This is a genomic window from Streptomyces longisporoflavus, assembly GCF_014649775.1.
Classification (GTDB): Bacteria; Actinomycetota; Actinomycetes; order Streptomycetales; family Streptomycetaceae; genus Streptomyces; species Streptomyces longisporoflavus.
The window spans coordinates 139,429-159,904 of sequence record NZ_BMTR01000007.1 but is presented as its reverse complement, the minus strand read 5'-3'; the positions used below and the strand labels follow the sequence as shown (position 1 = coordinate 159,904).

The 20,476-nt window shown below is 70.5% G+C and carries 17 protein-coding genes; 8 read left to right on the top strand and 9 right to left on the bottom strand.

Annotated elements, in window-relative coordinates:
• The first annotated feature begins 353 nt into the window (after positions 1-353).
• From IE226_RS16490 to IE226_RS16475, 4 genes are all read left to right on the top strand, one after another.
• A complete protein-coding gene (locus IE226_RS16490) occupies positions 354-1,568 on the top strand; it encodes an NAD(P)-dependent malic enzyme (protein WP_190081987.1) in 1,215 nt (404 codons plus the stop codon).
• A gap of 186 nt (positions 1,569-1,754) precedes the next feature.
• On the top strand, positions 1,755-2,720 hold the full coding sequence (locus tag IE226_RS16485) for a zinc-binding dehydrogenase (protein WP_190081986.1): 966 nt from the start codon (positions 1,755-1,757) through the stop codon (positions 2,718-2,720).
• A 98-nt stretch (positions 2,721-2,818) separates the two neighbouring features.
• Positions 2,819-3,028 (top strand): helix-turn-helix domain-containing protein, encoded by a 210-nt coding sequence (locus IE226_RS16480; RefSeq protein WP_190081985.1) that lies wholly within the window; start codon positions 2,819-2,821, stop codon positions 3,026-3,028.
• Entirely contained in the window at positions 3,028-3,633 is a 606-nt protein-coding gene (locus tag IE226_RS16475) for a Clp protease N-terminal domain-containing protein (protein WP_190081984.1), read from the top strand. Before IE226_RS16480 ends, IE226_RS16475 begins: the two co-directional genes overlap by 1 nt.
• A gap of 113 nt (positions 3,634-3,746) precedes the next feature.
• On the opposite strand, the gene IE226_RS16470 is transcribed toward IE226_RS16475, so the two are convergent.
• Together IE226_RS16470 and IE226_RS16465 are read right to left on the bottom strand one after the other, a co-directional pair.
• Positions 3,747-4,829 carry a PadR family transcriptional regulator gene (locus IE226_RS16470; protein ID WP_190081983.1) on the bottom strand — a complete coding sequence of 361 codons (1,083 nt, stop codon included), beginning with the start codon at positions 4,827-4,829 and terminating at the stop codon, positions 3,747-3,749.
• 1 nt (position 4,830) lies between these two features.
• Entirely contained in the window at positions 4,831-5,733 is a 903-nt protein-coding gene (locus IE226_RS16465; protein WP_190081982.1) for a DUF4097 family beta strand repeat-containing protein, read from the bottom strand.
• 147 nt (positions 5,734-5,880) lie between these two features.
• On the opposite strand from IE226_RS16465, the gene IE226_RS16460 reads away from it, so the two are divergent.
• The gene (locus tag IE226_RS16460) at positions 5,881-6,717 is read left to right on the top strand and encodes a hypothetical protein (protein ID WP_190081981.1); all 837 of its coding nucleotides are present in this window, start codon (positions 5,881-5,883) and stop codon (positions 6,715-6,717) included.
• A 130-nt stretch (positions 6,718-6,847) separates the two neighbouring features.
• Here IE226_RS16460 and IE226_RS16455 read toward each other — a convergent pair whose 3' ends face one another.
• From IE226_RS16455 to IE226_RS16435, 5 genes are all read right to left on the bottom strand, one after another.
• Positions 6,848-7,030 (bottom strand): DUF6104 family protein, encoded by a 183-nt coding sequence (locus tag IE226_RS16455; RefSeq protein ID WP_003961784.1) that lies wholly within the window; start codon positions 7,028-7,030, stop codon positions 6,848-6,850.
• Between the two features lie 136 nt (positions 7,031-7,166).
• Positions 7,167-10,973: a multifunctional oxoglutarate decarboxylase/oxoglutarate dehydrogenase thiamine pyrophosphate-binding subunit/dihydrolipoyllysine-residue succinyltransferase subunit gene (locus IE226_RS16450; RefSeq protein ID WP_190081980.1), complete on the bottom strand. Its 3,807-nt coding sequence runs from the start codon at positions 10,971-10,973 to the stop codon at positions 7,167-7,169.
• A 260-nt stretch (positions 10,974-11,233) separates the two neighbouring features.
• Positions 11,234-12,319 carry a HAMP domain-containing sensor histidine kinase gene (locus IE226_RS16445; protein ID WP_190081979.1) on the bottom strand — a complete coding sequence of 362 codons (1,086 nt, stop codon included), beginning with the start codon at positions 12,317-12,319 and terminating at the stop codon, positions 11,234-11,236.
• A gap of 13 nt (positions 12,320-12,332) precedes the next feature.
• Positions 12,333-13,073 (bottom strand): response regulator transcription factor, encoded by a 741-nt coding sequence (locus IE226_RS16440; protein WP_190081978.1) that lies wholly within the window; start codon positions 13,071-13,073, stop codon positions 12,333-12,335.
• A 65-nt stretch (positions 13,074-13,138) separates the two neighbouring features.
• Positions 13,139-13,843, bottom strand: a complete 705-nt coding sequence (locus IE226_RS16435) for a spermidine synthase family protein (protein WP_190081977.1) — start codon at positions 13,841-13,843, stop codon at positions 13,139-13,141.
• A 182-nt stretch (positions 13,844-14,025) separates the two neighbouring features.
• Between IE226_RS16435 and IE226_RS16430 the strand changes: the two genes are divergently transcribed.
• Positions 14,026-14,829: a rhomboid-like protein gene (locus IE226_RS16430; protein WP_229871069.1), complete on the top strand. Its 804-nt coding sequence runs from the start codon at positions 14,026-14,028 to the stop codon at positions 14,827-14,829.
• Between the two features lie 115 nt (positions 14,830-14,944).
• Positions 14,945-17,359 (top strand): endopeptidase La, encoded by a 2,415-nt coding sequence (lon, locus tag IE226_RS16425; RefSeq protein WP_190081975.1) that lies wholly within the window; start codon positions 14,945-14,947, stop codon positions 17,357-17,359.
• Between the two features lie 73 nt (positions 17,360-17,432).
• Here lon and IE226_RS16420 read toward each other — a convergent pair whose 3' ends face one another.
• The gene (locus IE226_RS16420; protein WP_190081974.1) at positions 17,433-18,275 is read right to left on the bottom strand and encodes a lysozyme; all 843 of its coding nucleotides are present in this window, start codon (positions 18,273-18,275) and stop codon (positions 17,433-17,435) included.
• A 280-nt stretch (positions 18,276-18,555) separates the two neighbouring features.
• Here IE226_RS16420 and IE226_RS16415 point away from each other — a divergent pair, with 280 nt between their 5' ends.
• Entirely contained in the window at positions 18,556-19,080 is a 525-nt protein-coding gene (locus IE226_RS16415) for a MarR family winged helix-turn-helix transcriptional regulator (protein WP_190081973.1), read from the top strand.
• A 263-nt stretch (positions 19,081-19,343) separates the two neighbouring features.
• Here IE226_RS16415 and IE226_RS16410 read toward each other — a convergent pair whose 3' ends face one another.
• Positions 19,344-20,189 carry a protein phosphatase 2C domain-containing protein gene (locus IE226_RS16410; protein ID WP_190081972.1) on the bottom strand — a complete coding sequence of 282 codons (846 nt, stop codon included), beginning with the start codon at positions 20,187-20,189 and terminating at the stop codon, positions 19,344-19,346.
• Positions 20,190-20,476: the final 287 nt, after the last annotated feature.

Below are 20,476 nucleotides of genomic sequence, written 5' to 3'. Positions count from 1 at the left end.
GACAACAGGGCCGTACCGGCGGGGAACGAAGTACCGCTATTTGAGATCTTCCGTGAATCTCGGGGCAATCTCGCGATGTGGACCGGCTGGGATCGCACTTCGGGAAATTCTTGTGGGACCACTACAAGGACCGAGCGCAGCTGAGGTAACCAATCCCACTCGCCCGCCCCCGCCGCCGTCAGGTAGAAAGGTGCGTTACACCCCTCATCCGGGGCTCGGAGCGCGTGTGCGGCGCGCTCGCGTGTCTGTACCTCCCTCCGCCGACAGGCGGGGCACAGACGCGGTGCCCGCCCACTTCTCAACCAGGAGTGGACACCCTCAACTGATGATTTAAGACTTAAGGGGTCAGACAAGTGGCAGCGGAGATCGTCAATCCTCGCAGCGACAGCGATACCGGTCACGAAGGCGAAGAAGAGCCCTTCGATCCGGCGTTCGCGCTGCACCGTGGCGGCAAGATGGCCGTCGAGGCCACCGTGCCGGTGCGGGACAAGGACGACCTGTCCCTGGCTTACACGCCCGGCGTCGCGAAAGTGTGCACCGCGATCGCCGAGCAGCCGGAGCTGGTGAACGACTACACATGGAAGTCGAACGTCGTGGCCGTGGTCACCGACGGCACGGCCGTGCTCGGTCTCGGTGACATCGGTCCCGAGGCCTCCCTCCCCGTGATGGAGGGCAAGGCCATTTTGTTCAAGCAGTTCGGCGGCGTGGACGCGGTGCCGATCGCGCTCGCGACGACGGACGCGGACGAGATCGTCGACACCGTGGTGCGGCTCGCGCCGTCTTTCGGCGGCGTCAACCTCGAGGACATCTCGGCTCCGCGCTGCTTCGAGATCGAGCGCAAGCTCCAGGAGCGGCTCGACATTCCCGTCTTCCACGACGACCAGCACGGCACGGCGGTCGTGACGCTGGCCGCGCTGCGCAACGCCGCGCGGCTGACCGGCCGCACGCTCGGCGAGCTGCGTGCCGTGATCTCCGGTGCGGGTGCGGCCGGTGTCGCCATCGCCAAGTTCCTCCTCGAGGCGGGCCTCGGCGATGTGGCGGTCGCGGACCGCAAGGGTGTCGTGAGCCGTGACCGGGACGACCTCACCCCGGTCAAGCGTGAGCTCGCGGAGATCACCAACAAGGCCGGGCTCAGCGGTTCGCTGGAGAGCGCCCTCGCGGGTGCGGACGTCTTCATCGGCGTCTCGGGCGGCACCGTCCCCGAGCCCGCGGTCGCCTCCATGGCCCCGAACTCCTTCGTGTTCGCCATGGCCAACCCGAACCCCGAGGTGCACCCGGACATCGCCCACAAGTACGCGGCGGTCGTCGCGACGGGGCGTTCGGACTACCCGAACCAGATCAACAACGTGCTCGCGTTCCCCGGCATCTTCGCGGGCGCGCTCCAGGTCCGGGCCTCGCGGATCACCGAGACGATGAAGATCGCCGCGGCTGAGGCGCTGGCCGGTGTGGTGGGCGACGAGCTCTCCGCCGACTACGTGATTCCCTCGCCGTTCGACGAGCGGGTCGCACCGGCCGTGACGGCGGCTGTCGCGGCGGCCGCTCGCGCGGAGGGTGTGGCTCGCCGCTGAGCGGTGCGCCGCACGGCGTGACCCGCGCCCCCGTCTCGTACGCACGTGTTGTGTACGGGGCGGGGGCGCGGCGCGTGTCACGTCGCGGGGTTGTGTCGCGGGGCGGTGTGTGTCGCGGGGTGGGGCGGCGCGTGTCACATTCGTGCGTGGTTACGTACCGGCAGGCCCGCGGCCTATCGTCGCCACATGTTCGCCGCATACGCCGCCCGCATCGACCGTGACCAGCCGCTCAGTGGCCTTGAGTTGGGGGAGCGCCCCGCCCCCGACGCCAGGACCGGCTGGTCGACGGTGAAGGTCCGGGCCGCCTCCCTCAACCATCACGACCTGTGGTCCCTGCGCGGGGTCGGCCTCCCGGAGGGGAGGCTGCCGATGATCCTCGGCTGTGACGCCGCGGGCATCGACGAGGACGGCAACGAGGTCGTCCTGCACTCCGTCATCGGCCAGACCGGGTACGGGGTCGACGTCGGCGAGGGCCGCTCGATCCTCACCGAGAAGTACCAGGGGACGTTCGCCGAGCAGGTCTCCGTGCCCACCTGGAACCTGCTGCCGAAGCCCAAGGAGCTGTCGTTCGCCGAGGCGGCCTGTCTGCCGACCGCGTGGCTGACCGCGTACCGCATGCTCTTCACCAACGCCGGTGTGCGACCCGGCGATTCGGTCCTCGTCCAGGGCGCCGGCGGCGGGGTCGCGACCGCCGCGATCGTGCTCGGCAAGGCCGCGGGGCTCCGGGTCTTCGCCACGAGCCGCGACGAGGCCAAGCGCAAGCGGGCCATCGAACTGGGCGCGGTGGAGGCCGTCGAGTCCGGCGCGCGGCTGCCGCAGCGGGTGGACGCCGTCATCGAGACGGTGGGCGCCGCGACGTGGTCGCACTCCGTCAAGTCCCTCAAGCCGGGCGGCACCCTGGTGATCTCGGGTGCGACCAGCGGGGACCGCCCCTCGCACGCGGAGCTGACGCGGGTCTTCTTCTTGGAGCTGAAGATCGTCGGCTCGACGATGGGGTCCAAGGACGAACTGGAGGACCTGCTCTCCTTCTGCGCCGCCACCGGCGTACGTCCCGTCATCGACGAGGTGCTGCCCCTCGACCGGGCGCGCGAGGGCTTCGAGCGCCTGGAGTCCGGCGACCTGTTCGGGAAGATCGTGCTCGAGGCCGGATGACCGGAGGCCGCCGGACGCGGGTGCCGGCGGCGCCGCTCACACATCACGGATGTCAACTTTGATTGACACCCGCTCCTTGTCAACGTAAGTTGACATGCATGACCGAAGCTACGGATCTCGCCGAGCGTGCGGGTGACCGTGACCCACGAGTAGGGCTGCGGGCCGTCTCCGCGCTGCGGAGGCTGGTGGAGCAGTTGGAGGCCGTGCAGGTGCGCAGTGCGCGCCTGCAGGGCTGGTCGTGGCAGGGGATCGCCGCGGAACTCGGAGTGAGCAGGCAGGCCGTGCACAAGAAGTACGGGAGGCAGTGATGTTCGAGCGGTTCACGAAGGACGCCCGCGCCGTGGTCAAGGGTGCGGTGGTCCACGCCGAGAGCGAGGGCGCGGGGTCGGTGGACGACGGGCACATGCTGCTCGCCCTGCTCGACCGTGAGGCGAGCAGGGCGTCCTTCGCCCTGGCCTCGCTCGGGGCCACGCGCCGCCGGGGCTCGATCGAGGACGCGCTGGGCGAGACACGGCGCCGCGGAGGCCTTTCGCAGGCCGACACGGCGGCCCTTGCCGAGCTCGGCATCGACATCTCCGAGATCGTCTCCCGCGTCGAGGAGGCCCACGGCGTGGGCGCGTTGGCGGGCGGACGCTGGGCCGGGCACGGGGCCGGACACACCGGCGGGCGCAAGGCGGGGCGCTCGGTCCGCAACTGGACCGCGCACCGGCCCTTCACCCGCGAGGCCAAGGACACCCTGGTGCGGTCCCTGCGCATCGCCACCGCCCACCGGGACCGGCACATCGGCGACGAGCACATCCTGTTCGCCCTGACCGTCCGCCCCGGCCCCGTCGGCGAGGTCCTTGCCGACCACGGCGTGACGCACGAGTCGGTGGAGAGGGTCCTGTACGGCGGGGGCGCCGGACAGGCGTGACGGGAGATTTACCTGCCGGGCGGCTCCCCGCCCGTTGGCCGCTCCCGTCGGTGCCTCCTCGTCGGTGCCTCCTGTTGGCGTCTCCTGTTGGTGCCTCCTGTCGGCCGCTGATGTCAGGGCTGCGGTGTGTGCAGCGTCGCGGCGATGTGGGCTGCGGCCGATGACAAGTGGCGGCGGGTTTCGCGGAGTTGTTCCTCGGACACTCCGTGGTCGCGGGCCGCGTCACGGATGTCGTCGCGGAAGCGGTCGAGGAGGCGGTCCAGGTCGCGGGCAGGGTTGCCGGTGAAGTCCTCGTCCGCCCACTCCGGGACATACTCCGTGGGAACCGCGTCCTCGCGGGCGGCCGTGAACTTGGGCTCCTCCCCGGCGGAGCCGGTGCCCTTGCGGCCGAAGTCCTTGCCCCCGGCCGCGGCGTTCTTGCCGAACTCGCTGAACTCCTTGGCCAGTTCCGTCAGGCCCTCACGGACCCCCGTCGGCCAGTCGCCCCGGGTGAAGTGGTCCTGCACCTGGTCCTGGACGCGCCGTGCGATGCGCTGGACCTCCTCCTGCGCCTGGGCGCGCGCGGACTCCTGCGCGTCCTGCGCCTGACGGCGGGCGCGCTGGGCGTCCTCACGGGCCCTGCGGGTCTCGTCCTTCGCGCGCCGCGCCTGCTCCTTCCACTCCTGCTTGGCGCGCTTGAACTCCTCCTTGGCCTGGCGCCAGCCCTCCTTGTCGCCCCAGGAGCCGTCGAAGAAGTCGGCGGGATCGGGGAAGGGCCTGCCGGAGCCGGCGCCGGCGCCGCTCTTGCCCTCGGCCGTGCCACCGGACGCGCGCGCCTCCTTGGCCGCCTCCCGCATCTCACGGCGGAGCTCACCCGCCGCGCCCCGCACGCCGTCCCGGATCTCGGCGGCGAGCTCGGCGACGGAATCGCGGATCTCCAGCTCCAGATCGGCCAGCTCGCCGCTGCGGTCGGCCAGTTCGGCCCGGCCGGCGTCCGTGATGGCGTACACCTTGCGGCCGCCCTCGGTGGTGTGGGTGACCAGGCCCTCGGCCTCCAGCTTGGCCAGGCGGGGGTAGACCGTGCCCGCCGAAGGTGCGTAGAGCCCCTGGAAGCGCTCCTCCAGGAGGCGGATCACCTCATAGCCGTGGCGCGGAGCCTCGTCGAGGAGTTTGAGCAGGTACAGGCGCAGTCGGCCGTGGGCGAACACGGGGGCCATCTCAGAGCACCTTCTTGTCGGTCGGGGTGGCGTCTTCGGTCGGGGGAGTGTCCTCGGGCGAGGCGGCCGGTGGTGCCTCGCCGAACGGATCTTCCTCCGTCGGGGGCCTGCGCAGCAGCGCTATGGAGCCCGAGACCGTCGTCGCCTTCAGCTTTCCGCTGCCCGAGCCAAGCCGGCCGGTGATCTTCTTCGCGCCCCACTGGCCGCTGACCCGCAGATCCTCGAACGCGTTGGACACCGAACCGCTGGCGGTGTTCGCCTCCACGTCCGCGTCCGTCGGGTGCGGCAGCCGGATGGCGATCTCGCCCGAGACGCTCGTCAGGGCGATGTCGGTCGGGGCGCCCGTCGTGTCGAGGTCCACGATCATCGAGCCGCCCACCGAATCGGCCCGAACGGAGGAGCCCGCGCCCTCGAAGACCGTCAGATCCCCGGAGACGGAGTGGAAGCGCAGATCGCCGGTGATGCCCTGGGCCTCGATGTTGCCCGAGACGGTCTCGGCGCGGACCTGCCCGGAGAGTCCCACGAGGGTCGTGTCCCCGGTGACGCCCCTGACCTCCGTGCGCCCCTCGATCCCCGAGACCACGGCGCCCGCCCCGACCACGCCCACCTCGACACGGGTGCCCGCGGGGACCGCCAGGGAGATCACCGCGCTGCGGCGCCAGCCCTTGGGGTCGAGCCACTTGAGGAAGCCCTTCCAGGGCAGGTCGTCATATGCGACGGAGAGGGTGCCGTCCGACTGGGTGACCGTCAGCGGCGGCCCCTCGATCTCGGAGACCTCGAGCCGGGCGGAAACTTCGTCGGTGCCCACGACGTTCACCGTTCCGTTGACGACGCGCACGTGCAGCGTCGACACAGGGGCGTCGAACGTGAGCTTCTGGGGCTCGGCGACAGACCACTCTGACATCGGACTTACCTCCTAGAGCGGGCTGGGTGACGAACAGGCAACGCGCCATATCGCGTCTCTGCTACACACGATATATCGCGGTCACGGAAAGTCAAGACACCCGTGCTTCTGTGCGCTGAACGCGGTGATTTGTCCTAGCGTGGGGCCATGTCGTCCGAAGCTGTCGAACACGCCGCCGGTGCGCTCCTGCTCTGCCGGGCCGACCCCGATGTGGTCGAGCCCGTCGCCCGCCTGATGCGCGAACGGATGCTGCTGGCTCCGGCCGGCCACGAGTGGAGCGTGCTCGTGCCCGAGGGCAAGCCCTGGTTGCACGGCGACGAACCGGTGGACCGGGTGCTCACCGGGTGGGCCACCGCGCTCGCCGTCGGATCGACCTGGCCGGTGCTCGCGCTGTGGTGGGACTCGGACCGCTCCGGCTGCACGCTCGCCGCGGGCTTCCGGCGCACCGTCGAATACGTATGGCTGGCGAACGGCACTCCCGTCGGCGAGGACGAGGCGCTGCGCACCTTCGCCGCCCGGCTCGGGCTCGACCCCGTCCTGGACGTGCAGGCCCTGGAGCAGTTGGGGCGACCCGACCCGGAGGCCGACGCCCGGGCCCGGCTCGTCGCACTGCTGGCCGTCCTCGCGCGGGCAGGGGTGGCGCTGCCGGCCGGGGTGAGTCCTGGCGAGCCCGCCGACCGGCTGCGTGCGGTGGCGCGGGTGGCGCCGGGCGTGCGGGAGGTCGAGTGGTCGGGCTGGCGGGACGCCGTACGGGCGGAGCTGGACGTCGTCGAACAGGGGCCCTTGGGTCCGTGGCTGCGGGGCCGCAGGGCTCGCGCGCTGGCCGGGGCGCAGATGGTCGCCGGGCTGCCGCTCGCGGCCTGGGCGGTGTGGCGGCGCAGCGGCGGCTGGGCCGCGGCGGGAGCTCTCCTCCTGGTACACGGCTCGCTGGGGCTCGCGTACGACAGGGTACGAGCGGCCGGCGGCGGCTTCGGGCGAGGCTGAGCCACTCGCGACGGCTCGCACCGCGTCCGTAGCGCCCACACGGTCTCAGTAGCGCCAGCACCGCCTCAGCGGCCCCCACCTCGCCTCAGCAGCACGCGACCCCCGCCCCGCTCACCAAGCAAACCCCGCCCTACTCGTCCTCGTCCTCGTCGTCCAACCGGGCCAGCCAGGTCGCGAGGCGCTCGACCGGGACCTCGAAGTCGGGGTTGAGGTCCACGAAGGTGCGGAGCTGCTCGGCGAGCCACTCGAAGGTGACCTCCTCCTCGCCGCGCCGCTTCTCCAGCTCCTCGATGCCACGGTCGGTGAAGTACAAGACAGGCTCCGCGATTCAAGAACGACTGACGAGCGATGTGCTCAGGACATTCAGGATAAGCCGATACGCAGGCGGGCCCGGCCCCGGGTGTCAAGCACTCGGGGCCGGGCCCACCTGCGTACGAACCGCTCGGGGCTTACGCCTCGAAGACCTCGCGCAGGAGCTGTTCCTGCTCCTGCTCGTGGCGCTTCTTCGAGCCGACCGCCGGGGACGAGCCATGCGGCCGCGAGATGCGGCGCAGGCGCTCGCCGTGCGGGATGTCCGCGCCGACCGCCAGGTCCAGGTGGTCGATGAGGTTGAGGGCGATGAAGGGCCACGCGCCCTGGTTCGCCGGCTCCTCCTGCGCCCACAGGTACTTCTCGGCGTTCGGGTACTTCGCGATCTCCGCCTGGAGCTCGGCACCCGGCAGCGGGTACAGGCGCTCGATGCGGATGATCGCGGTGTCCGTGACCTCGCGCTTCTTCCGCTCGGCCTCAAGGTCGTAGTACAGCTTGCCGGAGCAGAAGACGACCTTGCGGACCGCCGACGCCTCGACCGACTCGTCGCCGATGACCGGGCGGAAGCCGCCCGACGTGAACTCCTCCGTCTTCGAGGCCGCGGCCTTGAGGCGCAGCATCGACTTCGGGGTGAAGACCACCAGCGGCTTGTGGTGCGGGTTGTGCACCTGCCACCGCAGGAGGTGGAAGTAGTTCGACGGCAGGGTCGGCATCGCGACCGTCATGTTGTTCTGCGCGCACAGCTGGAGGAAGCGCTCGATGCGGGCGGACGAGTGGTCCGGGCCCTGGCCCTCGTAGCCGTGCGGCAGGAGCAGCGTGACACCGGAGTGCTGGTTCCACTTCTGCTCGGCGGCCGAGATGTACTCGTCCACCACCGTCTGCGCGCCGTTGACGAAGTCACCGAACTGCGCTTCCCACATGACGAGCGACTCGGGACGGGCCAGCGAGTAGCCGTACTCGAAGCCCATGACCGCGTACTCGGAGAGGAGCGAGTCGTAGACGTTGTAGCGAGCCTGGTCCTCGGAGAGGTACAGGAGCGGCGTGAAGTCCTCGCCCGTCTCGCGGTCGATGAGGACCGCGTGACGCTGGCCGAACGTGCCACGACGCGAGTCCTGGCCCGACAGGCGGACCGGCGTGCCCTCCAGGAGCAGCGAACCGATGGCGAGAGTCTCGCCCATGCCCCAGTCGATCGTGTCTTCCTCGACCATCGACGCGCGGCGCTGCAGCTGCGGCAGCAGACGCGGGTGGACGGTGACCCGGTCGGGGATGTTGACCTGCGACTCGGCGATCCGCTTGACGACTTCCTGGGTGATCGACGTGTCGACGTTCACCGGGAACTCGGCCTCGGGGGCCGGGACCTCGGCCTCGGCGGGCTGCGAGATGGCCTCGCGGACCTCCGTGAAGACCTTCTCCAGCTGCCCCTGGAAGTCCTGCAGGGCCTGCTCGGCCTCTTCCAGGGTGATGTCGCCGCGACCGATGAGGGACTCGGTGTAGAGCTTGCGCACCGAGCGCTTCTTGTCGATCAGGTCGTACATCAGCGGCTGCGTGAACGCCGGGTTGTCCGACTCGTTGTGACCGCGGCGGCGGTAGCAGATGAGGTCGATCACGACGTCCTTGTTGAACGCCTGACGGAACTCGAACGCGAGCCGCGCGATGCGGACGACGGCCTCGGGGTCGTCGCCGTTTACGTGGAAGATCGGCGCCTCGATCATGCGGGCCACGTCGGTGGCGTACATGGAGGAGCGCGACGACTCCGGGGCGGCGGTGAAGCCGACCTGGTTGTTGATGACGATGTGGACCGTGCCGCCCGTGCGGTAGCCGCGCAGCTGCGACATGTTGAGCGTCTCGGCGACCACACCCTGGCCCGCGAAGGCCGCGTCACCGTGCAGGGCGACGGGCAGGACCGTGAAGTCCGTGCCGCCCTTGTTGATGATGTCCTGCTTGGCGCGGGTGATGCCCTCGATGACCGGGTCGACCGTCTCCAGGTGGGACGGGTTCGCGGCGAGCGAGACCTTGATCTGCTCGCCGTCCAGGCCGGTGAAGGTGCCCTCGGCGCCCAGGTGGTACTTCACGTCGCCGGAGCCGTGCATGGACTTGGGGTCCATGTTGCCCTCGAACTCGCGGAAGATCTGGGCGTACGACTTGCCCACGATGTTCGCGAGGACGTTCAGCCGGCCGCGGTGGGCCATGCCGATGACGACCTCGTCCAGACGCGACTCGGCGGCGCTGTCGATGACGGCGTCGAGCAGCGGGATGACGGACTCGCCGCCCTCCAGGGAGAAGCGCTTCTGCCCGACGTACTTCGTCTGGAGGAACGTCTCAAAGGCCTCGGCGGCGTTCAGCCGGCGCAGGATGCGCAGCTGCTCCTCGCGCTCGGGCTTCGTGGCGTGGGTGCGCTCGATGCGGTCCTGGAGCCACTTGCGCTGCTTCGGGTCCTGGATGTGCATGAACTCGATGCCGGTGGTGCGGCAGTACGAGTCGCGCAGGACGCCGAGGACGTCGCGCAGCTTCATCATCGACTTGCCGGCGAAGCCGCCGACCGCGAACTCGCGCTCCAGGTCCCACAGGGTGAGGCCGTGCTCGGTGATGTCCAGGTCGGGGTGCTTGCGCTGCTTGTACTCCAGCGGGTCCGTGTCGGCCATGACGTGGCCGCGGACGCGGTAGGAGTGGATCAGCTCGAAGACGCGGGCGGCCTTCGTGACGTCGTCGTCGTGCGAGGCGTCGATGTCCTTGAGCCAGCGGACCGGCTCGTACGGGATGCGCAGCGCCTTGAAGATCTCGTCGTAGAAGTCGTTCTCGCCGAGCAGCAGGTTCGCGACGATCCGCAGGAACTCACCGGAGGCGGCGCCCTGGATCACCCGGTGGTCGTAGGTCGACGTGAGCGTCATGACCTTCGAGATGCCGAGCTTGTTCAGGGTGTCCTGGGAGGTGCCCTGGAACTCCGCGGGGTAGTCCATCGAGCCGACGCCCATGATGACCGACTGTCCGGGCATCAGGCGGGGGACCGAGTGGACGGTGCCGAGGCCGCCGGGGTTGGTCAGCGAGACCGTGACGCCGGTGAAGTCGTCCATGCCGAGCTTGCCGTCGCGTGCGCGGCGGACGATGTCCTCGTAGGCCTGCCAGAACTCGAAGAAGTTCAGCGTCTCGGCCTTCTTGATGCCCGCGACGACCAGCTGGCGGTCGCCGTTGGGCTTCACGAGGTCGATGGCGAGGCCGAAGTTCACGTGCTCCGGCTTGACCAGCGTCGGCTTGCCGTCCTTCTGCACGAAGGAGTAGTTCATCGACGGCATGGCCTTGATGGCCTGCACCATCGCGTACCCGATGAGGTGCGTGAAGGAGATCTTCCCGCCGCGGGCGCGCTTGAGGTGGTTGTTGATGACGATGCGGTTGTCGAAGAGCAGCTTCACCGGGACCGCGCGGACCGACGTCGCCGTCGGGACCTCCACGGAGGCGTTCATGTTCTTCGCGACCGCGGCGGCGGGGCCGCGCAGCGTCACGTACTCGGGTCCTGCCGGGGCTTCCTCGGCAGGGGCCGCGGGCTCCGCCTTGGCGGCGGGCTTCGCGGCCGCGGGCTTGGCGGCGGGGGCCGGAGCGGCGGCCGCGGGCTTCGCGGCCGGAGCCGCGGGCGCGGCAGGCGCGGCGGGGGCCGCGGGCGCGGCCGGAGCGGCTGCGGGTGCGGCGGGAGTCGCGGGGGACGTGGTGGCCGCAGCCCCCGCGGCTGCGTCACCCGCCGGCTTTGCCGGGGCGGCAGGTGACGCGCTCGCTCCCGGCTTGTAGTCGGCGAAGAAGTCCCACCAGGCTCGGTCGACCGAGTTCGGGTCCTGGAGGTACTGCTGATAGATCTCGTCGACGAGCCACTCATTGGGACCGAAGGCCGCAGCAGGGCTCTTGCCTTGCCCGTCTTGGTCGGTCGAGATGCTCGAGCTACTGGGGGACTGTGACGACACGGCGGTAACCGCCCTCTTCCGCTTCACAAGGTGATGGACAGCGGGAATTAAGGCTACGCCTCCATTGCCGCCAGGTGCAGACCGGCCCCGTCATCCGTCGCGTAAGTCACACCGGACGGAAGGTTTTGGCGGCAGAAATGGCGGGAAACAAGCGAGGTTCCGCAACGCGAGATGGCCGCGCGGGCTCTGCCCTGCGCGGCGGCTTCACCCGAGCGCGCTTTCCGATGCGCCCGCGAATCGCTTCCGATTCGAACCCTACGTCAACCTCGTACGTCGGGCAGGCCCGGAAGGGTGACCTGGATGCGGCACCCGCGAGGGGATTCGGCCACGCCGATGTGCCCGCCGTGCAGATCGACGGCCCAGCGCGCGATGGCGAGACCGAGCCCGGTTCCGCCGTCGCTGCCCGGCCCCTGCGGGGGGCTGTTCGTGTGGCTGCCGCGGTTGAAGCGCTCGAAGACCCGGTGCCACTCCGACTGGGGGATGCCGGGGCCCTCGTCGAGGACCTCCAGGTCCAGGGACTCGGGGTAGAGGCCGCGACGGGCGCGCACGGTGACGCGGCCGTGCGGCGGGCTGTGCTTGACCGCGTTGTCGATGAGGTTGGCCACGACCTGGTGCAGGCGCTCGGCGTCCGCGTGCGCGGTCAGTTCCGGCGGTGTGACGTCCAGGTGCAGATGCACGTCCGTGCGCGTGTGGCTGCCGGAGCCCGACGCGATGCCCGCGCGGGCGGAGGAGACCATGTTGGCCTCCTTCAGGACGCCCGACAGGTAGGGCCACACCTCGAAGCGGCGGGCCCGCAGCGGTACGACGCCGTTGTCCAGGCGGGAGAGGTCGAGCAGGGTCTCCACGAGACGCCCGAGCCGCTCCGTCTGCTTCAGGGCCGTGCGCATGGTCTCCGGGTCGGCGGCGGAGACTCCGTCGACGACGTTCTCCAGGACCGCGCGCAGGCCCGCGATGGGGGTGCGCAGCTCGTGCGAGACGTTGGCGACCAGCTCCTTGCGCTGCTGGTCCTGGGCCTCCAGGTCGTCCGCCATGCGGTTGATCGTGGTGGCCACGTCGCCCAGTTCGTCGCGGCGGTCGGCGCCGCGCACCCGGCGCGTGTAGTCGCCGTGGGAGACGGCGCGCGCGACGGAGTTCATCTCGTCGAGCGGCGCGGTGAGGCTGTGGGCCACGAACTGCGTGATGAGCAGCGTGGCGATCACCGAGAAGACCGTGATGAACCGCAGCTCGGTCTGCGTCTTCATGGCCACCATCAGCAGACCGGTGGTGATGAAGACCGAGACGACGACCAGCGTGCCGAGCTTGGTCTTGATGGAGAAGGGCCGCAGCCCGCCGAAGGGACCACTCATCGGACGGCCCGCCTCACGGGGTCGGGGTCTCCAGGGCGTAACCGACGCCGTGCACCGTGCGGATCCGCTCGGCGCCGATCTTCCGGCGCAGCGCCTTGATGTGGCTGTCCACGGTCCGGGTGCCCGACGCGTCCGCCCAGTCCCACACCTCGGCGAGCAGCTGCTCGCGCGAGAGCACCGCGCGCGGGGTGTTGGCCAGGCAGACCAGGAGGTCGAACTCCGTCGGCGTCAGGTGCACGTCCTCGCTGCGGACCCGCACGCGCCGCTGGGCGTGGTCGATCTCCAGCTCGCCGAGCCGCAGGATCCCGCTGCGCGGCGTGGTGGCGGCGAGCGCGGCCCGCTCGACCCTGCGCAGCAGGACGTGCACGCGGGCCGCGAGCTCCCGCATGGAGAACGGCTTGGTCATGTAGTCGTCGGCGCCTACGCCGAGCCCGACCAGCATGTCCGTCTCGTCGTCGCGGGCCGTCAGCATGAGGACGGGAACCGGACGCTGGGCCTGCACCCGACGGCACACTTCGAGCCCGTCGAAGCCCGGCAGCATGATGTCCAGGATCAGCAGATCGGGCTGCCAAGCCTGCGCGGTGTCGACCGCCGAAGGACCGTCCATCGCCGTTTGCACTACGAAACCCTCGGCCCGTAGCCGGGCGGCGATGGCGTCGACGATCGTCGGGTCGTCCTCGACCACCAGAACCCGGCGCTGGGCGCCCGGCATCGCCGCCGTCGCACCGTTGTGGGAGGTGTGTGTCTGCTCCATCGCCCGCCCCTGACACTGATCGCTTGTGTTCGGTCAGCAGAGTACGGGTCGCGAAGGCACCTCGGCTACGCAGCCCTTACGCCGAGATGAACCACGTCCGGTACGCCTCGGGCAACGGCGATCTCTTCCGTCCGTACCGACTGGAATCCGGCATTCCGTAGAGCGTCGTCGAAAGCGGACGACGGTTTGGCGGACCACACGGCGAGCACTCCGCCCGGGTTGAGGCGGGCCTGACAGGCCACCAGACCGGCTGGAGAATAGAGGGAGTTGTTGCCCTCCGTCACCGTCCAGTCCGGGCCGTTGTCGATGTCCAGACAGAGCGCGTCGTACGTCCGCGCCGGGCCGGCGGCGGAGTCCGCGCCGGACAGATGCGCCAGGAGATCTGTGTGCAGGATCTCGGTACGCGGATCGGCGAGTGCCCGGCCGGAGAGCTCGGCGAAAGGGGCGTCCGCGCCCGCGCTGTGCCAGTCGATGACGGCCTGCTCCCGCTCCACGACGGTGATCCGGCCCCAGCGCGGGTCGGCGGCGGCGTGGGCCAGGGAGAAGCCGACTCCCAGGCCGCCGATGAGGAGCCCGGGACGCGGGCGGCCGTCCAGGGCGTCGTACGCCGCGTCGACGAGCAGCCGCTCCGAGCGGCCGTCCGAGGTGTCCATGAGGAAACAGCCGTTGGCGATGATCTGCAGAAGCGCACCGTGGCGCCGCAGTACGACCTCGCCGTACGGCCCCTCGCGCCGGTCGATGACGACGGGAGCGGTGGTCTGGGTGTGCATGAACGCCAGCGTATGGGTGTGGGCCGGGAGCCGTGGGCAGACTCTGGATGTGCGGGTCGCGACCCCGGACGCAGCTGTGACCTGTGAGGTTGTTGTGATTCCTGTCTCATGTGGCTCGGATCATGGACAGTGTCCGAAAAGTCGGCCGAGGGTGGTGGAGTGAACAGAAGGAGTGCCGCAGCGTGAACCGGAGTGCGTCGGCTGCCCCCGGGACCCCCGATGAGGCCGCCGGGACAACCGAACCCGGCCTCGCCGTCATCCCGTGCCAGCGGGAACGCCGGGGGGACGCGGCTCTCGCCGGACGCCCGAAAGCGTGTGCGTCGACGGGTGAGGTCACCGCCGACCGGGGCCGTGCGCGCGCCCCGGGCCGCCTTCGCCCCTGGCGCCTGCTGCCGACTCCCACCGGCACGCCCTTCACGTTCGGCTACGCCGCGATCCTCGCCCTGACCTCCCTCCTGGCGCAGTACGCGGACCCGGCGCTGATCCACGCCCTGCACCGGCACTCCAGCACGGACGTGGCGCACCTGACGCAGGAGCCGTTCCTCGTCCTGGTGGCCAGCGCGCTGTGGATCGCGGGCGGCATCGCCTCGCCGTACGCGATCGGCTTCCTGCTGGTGCTCACGGCCCTGGAGCGCCGCATCGGGCCGCTGCGCACGGCCGGTGTCTTCCTGCTCGGCCATGTCGTGGCGACCCTCGCGACCGAGGTCCCGGTCGGCCTTTCGGTGCTCGCGGGCCGGCTGCCCGACAGCTCCCTGCACCGCCTCGACTACGGGATCAGCTTCGGCGTCGCGGCGAGCGTCGGCGCACTCGCCGGGCTCTTCAGGCCGTGGCTGCGGTGGCTGGTGCTCGCGGGGTTCGGCGGCATGCTGGTCGACGACCTCATCGCGTTCTCGGACCCGATGACGAACTGGGGCCATCTCCTTGCCCTGACGATCGGTGTCGCCACATGGCCGCTGCTGCGGCGCCGTCCGCACGCGTCCGAGTGACCACGGCTGATACCTCGTACAGAGCGATCGCTCATAGCGAACATCCCCGGGGAACATTCATGGACTCACGAGCATTGAGTCCACATAGCTCAACTTGAATGCCGAAGGGGAGATCATGGCTTCTGAGTCCACAGCGTCCACACCACTCACGCTGCCCGTGCTGCCGCTCGACGACGAGGTTGTCCTGCCCGGCATGGTGGTTCCGTTCGACCTGTCCGATGCCGATGTGCGTGCCGCCGTGGAGGCAGCCCAGGCAGACGCGCGCTCCCGTGGGGGCAGCAAGCCGCAGGTCCTTCTTGTTCCGCGCATCGACGGGACGTACGCCGCGACCGGCGTCCTCGGCACCGTCGAGCAGGTCGGGCGCCTCTCCGACGGCGACCCCGGCGCCCTGATCCGCGGCCGTTCGCGCGTGCGGATCGGTGCCGGGACGACCGGCACCGGTGCCGCGCTCTGGGTGGAGGGGACCAAGGTCGACGAGACCGTGCCCGACCCGCTGCCCGGCGCTGTCACCGAGCTGGTCAAGGAGTACAAGGCCCTTGCCACCAGCTGGCTGAAGAAGCGTGGTGCCTGGCAGGTCGTCGACCGCGTCACGCAGATCGACGACGTCGCCGCGCTCGCCGACAATTCCGGTTACTCGCCCTTCCTCTCCACCGAGCAGAAGATCGAGCTCCTGGAGACCGCTGACCCGATCGCCCGCCTGAAGCTCGCCACCGAGCAGCTGCGCGAGCACCTCGCCGAGCAGGACGTCGCCGAGTCCATCGCCAAGGACGTACAGGAAGGCGTCGACAAGCAGCAGCGCGAGTTCCTGCTTCGCCGCCAGCTCGACGCCGTGCGCAAGGAACTGCGCGAGATCAACGGTGAGAAGGACGGTGAGGAGTCCGACGACTACCGCACCCGCGTCGAGGCCGCCGACCTCCCCGAGAACGTCCGCGAGGCCGCCCTCAAGGAAGTCGACAAGCTGGAGCGCTCCAGCGACCAGTCGCCCGAGGGCTCCTGGATCAGGACCTGGCTGGACACCGTCCTGGAACTGCCCTGGAACGAACGGACCGAGGACGAGTACGACATCAAGGGCGCCCAGAGCATCCTCGACGCCGAGCACGCGGGCCTGGAGGACGTGAAGGAGCGCATCACCGAGTACCTCGCGGTGCGCAAGCGGCGCGCCGACCGCGGTCTCGGCGTCGTCGGCGGCCGTCGCGGCGGCGCGGTCCTCGCCCTGGTGGGCCCTCCGGGCGTCGGCAAGACCTCGCTCGGCGAATCCGTCGCGCACGCCATGGGCCGCAAGTTCGTGCGGGTCGCGCTCGGCGGCGTACGCGACGAGGCGGAGATCCGCGGACACCGTCGTACGTACGTCGGGGCCCTGCCCGGCCGCATCGTGCGGGCCATCAAGGAGGCCGGGTCCATGAACCCGGTCGTGCTCCTCGACGAGATCGACAAGGTGGGCTCAGACTTCCGGGGCGACCCGGCGGCGGCGCTCCTCGAAGTCCTCGACCCGGCGCAGAACCACACCTTCCGCGACCACTACCTGGAGGTCGAGCTCGACCTGAGCGACGTGGTCTTCCTGGCCACGGCGAACGTGCTCGAATCCATCCCGGAGGCCCTGCTCGACCGCATGGAGCTGGTGCGCCTCGACGGATACACCGAGGACGAGAAGATCGTCATCGCCCGTGACCACCTCCTCCCGCGCCAGCTGGAGCGGGCCGGTCTGGAGACGGACGAGGTGACCCTGGACGAGAGCGCGCTGCGCAAGCTCGCGGGGGAGTACACCCGGGAAGCGGGCGTACGGAACCTGGAGCGGTCCGTCGCGCGGCTGCTGCGCAAGGTCGCGGCGAAGCACGAACTGGGCGAGCAGGAGTTGCCCTTCACCATCGGCGAGGACGATCTGCGCGGTCTGATCGGGCGCCCGCACCACGTGCCCGAGTCGGCGCAGGACCCGGCCGAGCGGCGCACGGCGGTGCCGGGCGTGGCGACCGGGCTCGCGGTCACCGGCGCGGGAGGCGACGTCCTCTTCGTGGAGGCGTCGCTCGCCGACCCGGAGACCGGCGCGGCCGGCCTGACCCTCACCGGTCAGCTGGGCGACGTGATGAAGGAGTCCGCGCAGATCGCGCTCTCCTTCCTGCGCTCGCGCGGCGCCGAACTGGAGCTGCCCGTCGCCGACCTGAAGGAACGCGGCGTGCACATCCACTTCCCGGCGGGCGCGGTCCCCAAGGACGGGCCGAGCGCGGGCGTCACCATGACGACCGCCCTCGCGTCGCTGCTCAGCGGCCGTCTTGTCCGTACGGACGTGGCCATGACCGGTGAGGTCTCGCTGACCGGGCGCGTCCTGCCGATCGGCGGCGTGAAGCAGAAGCTGCTCGCCGCGCACCGCGCCGGGATCACCACGGTGATCATCCCGAAGCGGAACGAGGCCGACCTGGACGACGTCCCGGCGGAGATCCTTCAGAAGCTGGACGTGCACCCGGTGACGGACGTCCGCCAGGTGCTCGACCTGGCCCTGACCGAGGCCGAGGTGAGGATTCCGGCCGCCGCGTGACGGAGGCGGCCGGTGTGTATTGAGGGCCCGGACCCCGCAGGGGGTTCCGGGCCCTCGTGCGCACGGGGAGTGCTCAGCCGGTGGCGAGCGCCTTGACCCTGTCGAGTGCGCCGTTGAACTTGTTGTGGTCCCCGACCGTCGGGCCCGTCGAGGTGTACTGCCACATCGTGTGGAAGCCCCATCCGGCGGGCAGCTCGCCCGGCGAGGTGTTGTAACGGGCGATCCAGAGCGGGTTGTTGGCGGCGAAACCGCCGTAGTTGCCGGTGCACTGCTTCCACCAGCTGGTCGCGGTGTAGATCACCGCGTCGCGTCCGGTGCGCGCCTTGTACTGGTTCAGGAAGTCACGGATCCAGGTGACCATCGCGGACTGGGACTTGCCGAAGCAGGCCGCCCCGTACGGATTCCACTCGATGTCGAGCGCGCCGGGCAGCGTCCTGCCGTCGCGGGACCAGCCGCCGCCGTTGTCCACGAAGTAGTTGGCCTGCGTGGCGCCGCTCGTCGTGTCGGGAGTGGCGAAGTGGTAGGCGCCGCGGATCATGCCCACGTTGTACGAGCCGTTGTACTGCTGGGCGAAGTAGGGGTTCTTGTAGTACGTGCCCTCGGTGGCCTTCACGTAGGACCACTTCACACCGCTGTTCCAGAGCGTCGACCAGGCGACGTTGCCCTGGTGGCTGCTGACGTCGACGCCCTCGGTCTGTACGGCGTCACCGGAGGGCGGCAGACCGCCCTGCCCGTCGTGCTCGATGACGCCCTGGCCCATGCGGGCCGTGCCGCGGGCCGGTATGTCGTCGCCGTCGGCGGCCTGTGCGGCGCCCGGCAGCGTGAGGAGGAGGGAGAGGGCGGAGAGGACTGAGAGCAGGATTCCGGCCGCCGACCAGCGGGAGCGGCGGGGTGTTCCGGGTCTGTGCACGGGCATGTGCGTGCCTCCGTAGGCCTCGATTGAGCTCGTCGGAGCTCGTGGGGGGACCTGGCGACTTGTTCGTGGTGTGAACATGTCACGAAGGACGCTACGCACGTAGACCCGTGCCCGGGAAGGGGGTCCGGTACCTGCCGTTGGTCTACTCCAGCGGCGGTGTCCGCTCAGTGGCGCCACGGGGCGTTACGAAATACTGGTCGAGCTGCGGCGATGGGCCGACGCGGGCCTCTGCCGCCGTGCGGGGCGGAAAAAACTGCCTGATCCGGAAAGAAAGCGTGCCATGGGTGCTGAAGTGCACGAGGGCGAGAACCACGGTGGAGCCGACGTGAACGGGGAGCGGGAGGACGTGCGAGGGGCGGGCGTGGAGCGGCTCGTCGACCGCGAGTTCCTCTCCCTGGAGCGGGAGTTGACGCTGCTCCTGCGCCGGGCGCGGGCCTCGTCCGGCGAGATGGCGCGCCAGGTCCACCCCGACCTGGAGCCCGCCGCGTACGGCCTCCTGGTCTGCCTCGACGACTCGGGTCCGCAGCGGGCCACGGAGCTCGCCGCGTTCATCGGCGTCGGCAAGGCGACGATGAGCCGGCAGTTGCGGGCGCTGGAGGAGCTCGGCCTCGTGGCCAGGGAGCCGGACCCCGCGGACGGCCGGGCCTGGCTCGTCCACCTCACGGAGGAGGGCGGGAGGCGGTTTCGTACGGTGCGTGCGGGGCGGCGGGAGCGGTACGTGCGGAAGCTGGCGGGGTGGGATCGGGCGGAGGTGGCGGAGCTTGCCCGCTTGCTGCGGCAGCTGAACGAGTCGCCGGAGTCTTGAGGGGGCCGGCCTGTTCCTGGCGGGGGCGCCCTGTTCCTGGCGGGGGCGCCCTGTTGGCTGCGGGTGCGCGGTGGTTGCTCGCGCAGTTCCCCGCGCCCCTTGCGGGGCTGCCTGTCGTTTGTCGGCTGCGGGGGGTGTGTGGTTGCTCGCGCCGTTCCTCGCGCCCCTTGCGGGGCGCCAGGGCCCCCGAAGGGGCGCGGGGAACTGCGCGGCCAGCCACCACGTGCCCGCAGGCAAAGCGGCACAGCAGGCGGCAGCCTCCCTCACAGCTCCGCGTAAACGACAGCCGCGTCGTCATGTCGCTTGCCGCGGGGATGTGCCGTGCCCTCGGGGTCCGACCGTTCCAGCTCGCGTACCCGGTCCACCAGGCGCTGCGGCCCGTCCTTGCGGAGCAGTTCGAAGCACTCCGTCCAGTCGCCCTGGCGGAACACCTCGACCCAGCGGCCGACCCCGTCCGTCAGGGCGGCCACCGCCGACACCTCCGTACGGGGCGAGGTGCCGGTGACCGCCCGTGCCGCCGCCGACGGGTCCGCGGCGGCGGTGAAGAAACCGTCCTCGGCGTTTCGCAGGGCCTCCACGGCGGCGCCGTACACCCGGCCCGCGGCCGCGCGTTCGGCGGAGCCGAGCGGCAGTGCGCGCACCGCGGCGCGCAGCTCGCCGATCCTCGGCGGCAGCCCCGTGAGGCGTTCGTCGAGCACCGGCGTGACCCGGCCGTCCGGGCCCGCGACGAGGAGCGCGGAGTCGGACAGGACCAGGTGTTCGACCTGTTCGGCGTCCCAACGCACCAACACCACCGTTGCCTGAGGGGTGCGCGGGTGAGAAAGGTCACAGGTCCGGCGATGGGCGTCGGCGGTGCGCGTGATCGCCGCCGCGAGGATCTCGGGGAGCGTCATATCCCGCCGTGAAACGGACAGTTCCCCCAGCGCACCCCCGAGCCGCGCGGTGAACCACGGGACGGAATGCAGACAGCCGACGTCGCCGCCAGGCGGAGTCACGCCGTCCAGGAGGATGAGTGATCCGCCCTGTCCGGATGCGGGAAGCATGACCGCCGCGTAGTCCTCGTTGGGGCGTGCCGGGTCTCCGGGCTCGGTGGCGAGTTCAATGCGCATCCGGCCAGTCTGCACGAGGCCTTCACAAGGTCGGCCGGGGGCCGCGAAACAGGCGGGAGTCGGCCCCGGACCAGCAGGTCAGGCGCCGGATTTCAGTCGGAATGATCGCTTCCGGCGGCGTGTGGCGGCGAATCCTGCCAAAGCCTGCGGTCGACGTCCAACCGGCGCTCCGCGGACGGGACTTTCGGGCCGGGCCGGGACTTGCTCCCCAACTCCCCGCCGATGTTCACTCCTTCGGGTGGCCAGGCATGTGATGCACGACTGCCACCCATCGGCACTGGAAGGGT

Coding starts and splice junctions, on each gene's coding strand:
- IE226_RS16485 (WP_190081986.1), top strand. CDS start 1,755: ATGTTCGCCGCATACGCCGCCCGCATCGACCGTGACCAGCCGCTCAGT.
- IE226_RS16480 (WP_190081985.1), top strand. CDS start 2,819: ATGACCGAAGCTACGGATCTCGCCGAGCGTGCGGGTGACCGTGACCCA.
- IE226_RS16475 (WP_190081984.1), top strand. CDS start 3,028: ATGTTCGAGCGGTTCACGAAGGACGCCCGCGCCGTGGTCAAGGGTGCG.
- IE226_RS16470 (WP_190081983.1), bottom strand. CDS start 4,829: ATGGCCCCCGTGTTCGCCCACGGCCGACTGCGCCTGTACCTGCTCAAA.
- IE226_RS16465 (WP_190081982.1), bottom strand. CDS start 5,733: ATGTCAGAGTGGTCTGTCGCCGAGCCCCAGAAGCTCACGTTCGACGCC.
- IE226_RS16460 (WP_190081981.1), top strand. CDS start 5,881: ATGTCGTCCGAAGCTGTCGAACACGCCGCCGGTGCGCTCCTGCTCTGC.
- IE226_RS16445 (WP_190081979.1), bottom strand. CDS start 12,319: ATGAGTGGTCCCTTCGGCGGGCTGCGGCCCTTCTCCATCAAGACCAAG.
- IE226_RS16440 (WP_190081978.1), bottom strand. CDS start 13,073: ATGGAGCAGACACACACCTCCCACAACGGTGCGACGGCGGCGATGCCG.
- IE226_RS16435 (WP_190081977.1), bottom strand. CDS start 13,843: ATGCACACCCAGACCACCGCTCCCGTCGTCATCGACCGGCGCGAGGGG.
- lon (WP_190081975.1), top strand. CDS start 14,945: ATGGCTTCTGAGTCCACAGCGTCCACACCACTCACGCTGCCCGTGCTG.
- IE226_RS16420 (WP_190081974.1), bottom strand. CDS start 18,275: ATGCCCGTGCACAGACCCGGAACACCCCGCCGCTCCCGCTGGTCGGCG.
- IE226_RS16415 (WP_190081973.1), top strand. CDS start 18,556: ATGGGTGCTGAAGTGCACGAGGGCGAGAACCACGGTGGAGCCGACGTG.
- IE226_RS16410 (WP_190081972.1), bottom strand. CDS start 20,189: ATGCGCATTGAACTCGCCACCGAGCCCGGAGACCCGGCACGCCCCAAC.